At 55.8% G+C, this 3293-nt stretch carries 1 protein-coding gene, 1 tRNA gene and 2 rRNA genes (1 of these 4 cut by a window edge); all 4 read right to left on the bottom strand.

Annotated elements, in window-relative coordinates:
* Positions 1–107 precede the first annotated feature (107 nt).
* On the bottom strand, positions 108–266 hold the full coding sequence (locus tag HB375_RS17880; protein ID WP_167674457.1) for a hypothetical protein: 159 nt from the start codon (positions 264–266) through the stop codon (positions 108–110).
* 105 nt (positions 267–371) lie between these two features.
* Positions 372–448 (bottom strand) — tRNA-Met (locus HB375_RS17875).
* Positions 449–541: 93 nt separating this feature from the next.
* Positions 542–656, bottom strand: a 5S ribosomal RNA gene (gene rrf, locus HB375_RS17870).
* Positions 657–728: 72 nt separating this feature from the next.
* A 23S ribosomal RNA gene (locus tag HB375_RS17865) occupies positions 729–3293 on the bottom strand (it continues 240 nt past the right edge of the window).

Raw genomic sequence — 3293 nt, 5'->3', positions numbered from 1 at the left:
TTATTACCTTTTGGTCAGCGTGGCGTGCTGGCGGGGATTATGGGACCTCGTTTTCCGTCCATTTTGGTGGTCGAAGACGTTTCATGGCTTGGGTCGGACGTCGCGGTTTAGAAGCACCAGGCGAGGGGAGCGAGGATCAGGGCGTTGAAGAGGGTGGGTCCGAAGTGTTGCCAGAGGAGCGCGCCGGTTGCGATGAGGCAGAGGGCTGCGGCGGCGGCCAGGGCTGCGGCGGCTTTGTGGTTCGGGTTTACGGCGCGGCTTCGCATGGAGGCCTTTTCCTGGCGGTGAGGGGACGAGGATAGTCCGTTGCGGGCCATGGCGCCAAAACAAAAAGCGCCGGGTGAGATTTCACCACGGCGCTTTTTTGGATTTGGTTGCGGGGACAGGATTTGAACCTGTGACCTTCAGGTTATGAGCCTGACGAGCTACCGGGCTGCTCCACCCCGCGTCAAAGTCTTTTCGCGTTTGATCTTAAAACACAAACGCGGCGCTCAAGGCGCCGCGCGAATGTTTTGAAGTAAAGAGGAATTGTCCTTGGCAGGCCCGGCAATGATCTACTCTCCCGGGTCTTGAGACACAGTACCATCGACGCTGAGGAGTTTAACGGCCGAGTTCGAGATGGGATCGGGTTCGGGCTCCTCGCTCAAATCACCGGACCGGCGAAGGACAAAAGCAAGTATTTGAGGTCTTTCTTCAATTTTACATGGCCACGGACACGGACCATGAGAGCAATCAAGCCAATCGAGCAATTAGTACCAGTAAGCTCAACACGTTACCGCGCTTACACACCTGGCCTATCAACGTGGTCGTCTTCCACGGCTCTCAAGGGAGTACTCGTTTTGAGGTGGGTTTCCCGCTTAGATGCCTTCAGCGGTTATCCCGTCCGTACATAGCTACGCTGCACTGCGGCTGGCGCCACAACAGCTCCACCAGAGGTACGTCCATCCCGGTCCTCTCGTACTAGGGACAGATCCTCTCAATACTCCTACACCCACGGCAGATAGGGACCGAACTGTCTCACGACGTTCTGAACCCAGCTCACGTACCACTTTAATCGGCGAACAGCCGAACCCTTGGGACCTTCTCCAGCCCCAGGATGTGATGAGCCGACATCGAGGTGCCAAACCTCCCCGTCGATATGGACTCTTGGGGGAGATCAGCCTGTTATCCCCGGCGTACCTTTTATCCGTTGAGCGATGGCCCACCCACGCGGGACCACCGGATCACTATAGCCGACTTTCGTCTCTGCTCGACTTGTCAGTCTCGCAGTCAAGCGGGCTTATGCTATTGCACTCGACGACCGATTTCCGACCGGTCTGAGCCCACCTTCGCGCGCCTCCGTTACTCTTTGGGAGGCGACCGCCCCAGTCAAACTGCCTACCATGCGCTGTCCCGGACCCGGATAACGGATCGCGGTTAGACATCCATGTCTACAAGGGTGGTATTTCAAGGATGGCTCCATCCGGGCTGGCGCCCGGACTTCAAAGCCTACCACCTATCCTACACATGCCGACACGAATGCCAGCGCAAAGCTACAGTAAAGGTGCACGGGGTCTTTCCGTCTGACCGCAGGAACCCCGCATCTTCACGGGGAATTCAATTTCACTGAGTCTATGTTGGAGACAGCGGGGAAGTCGTTACGCCATTCGTGCAGGTCGGAACTTACCCGACAAGGAATTTCGCTACCTTAGGACCGTTATAGTTACGGCCGCCGTTTACCGGGGCTTCGATTCAAAGCTTGCACCTCTCCTCTTAACCTTCCGGCACCGGGCAGGCGTCAGACCCTATACGTCGTCTTGCGACTTCGCAGAGTCCTGTGTTTTAGGTAAACAGTCGCCACCCCCTAGTCTGTGCCCCCCCGCCCTGGTTGCCCAAGACGAGGGCCTCCTTATCCCGAAGTTACGGAGGTAAATTGCCGAGTTCCTTCAACATAGTTCTCTCAAGCGCCTTGGTATACTCTACCAGTCCACCTGTGTCGGTTTCGGGTACGGTCTGATGTGGAGGCTATTTCCTGGGACCCGGAAGCCGCCCAACCAATCCGATAAGGTTGAACGACGATAAGGATCCGTCACCATCCACTGGCGCACGAATATTTGCGTGCTTCCCATCGACTACGCCTTTCGGCCTCGCCTTAGGGGCCGGCTAACCCTGCGAAGATTAACTTTACACAGGAACCCTTGGACTTTCGGCGACAGTGTCTTTCACACTGTTTGTCGTTACTCATGTCAGCATTCGCACTTCCGATATCTCCAGGAGCCCTCACGGGTCTCCCTTCACAGACTTACGGAACGCTCCGCTACCGCGCATGCAAAGCATGCACCCTAAGCTTCGGCTCGTGGCTTGAGCCCCGTTACATTTTCGGCGCAGGAACCCTTATTTAGACCAGTGAGCTGTTACGCTTTCTTTAAAGGATGGCTGCTTCTAAGCCAACCTCCTGGTTGTTTTGGGATTCCCACATCCTTTCCCACTTAGCCACGAATTGGGGGCCTTAGCTGTAGGTCAGGGTTGTTTCCCTCTCCACGACGGACGTTAGCACCCGCCGTGTGTCTCCCGCGCATTACTCCCAGGTATTCGGAGTTTGGTTAGGTTTGGTACCGCTGTGGGCGGCCCTAGCCCATCCAGTGCTCTACCCCCTGGGGTATTCACGCGAGGCGCTACCTAAATAGCTTTCGCGGAGAACCAGCTATTTCCGAGTTTGATTGGCCTTTCACCCCTAGCCACAAGTCATCCGAGACTTTTTCAACAGGCACCGGTTCGGTCCTCCAGTGCGTGTTACCGCACCTTCAACCTGCTCATGGCTAGATCACCCGGTTTCGGGTCTAAAGCAACGAACTGAACGCCCTATTCAGACTCGCTTTCGCTGCGCCTTCACCTATCGGCTTAAGCTTGCTCGTTACTTTAAGTCGCTGACCCATTATACAAAAGGTACGCGGTCACCCAGGACGAACCTTGGGCTCCCACTGTTTGTAAGCATCCGGTTTCAGGAACTGTTTCACTCCCCTCGTCGGGGTGCTTTTCACCTTTCCCTCACGGTACTAGTACACTATCGGTCGCTGAGGAGTACTTAGGCTTGGAGGGTGGTCCCCCCATGTTCAGACAGGATTTCACGTGTCCCGCCCTACTCAAATCCTGTGATCACTCTGACTCGTACGGGGCTATCACCCGATCTCGCCCACCTTTCCATGTGGTTCCGATAAAGATCTCACAGGCATTGGCCTGGTCCGCGTTCGCTCGCCACTACTAACGGAGTCTCGTTGATGTCCTTTCCTCCGGGTACTTAGATGTTTCAGTTC

Origin of the sequence: Microvirga terricola (assembly GCF_011777495.1) — a bacterium.
Lineage (GTDB): Bacteria > Pseudomonadota > Alphaproteobacteria > Rhizobiales > Beijerinckiaceae > Microvirga > Microvirga terricola.
The sequence above is the reverse complement of the archived record's forward strand: the minus strand, read 5'-3'. Positions and strand labels throughout refer to the sequence as shown.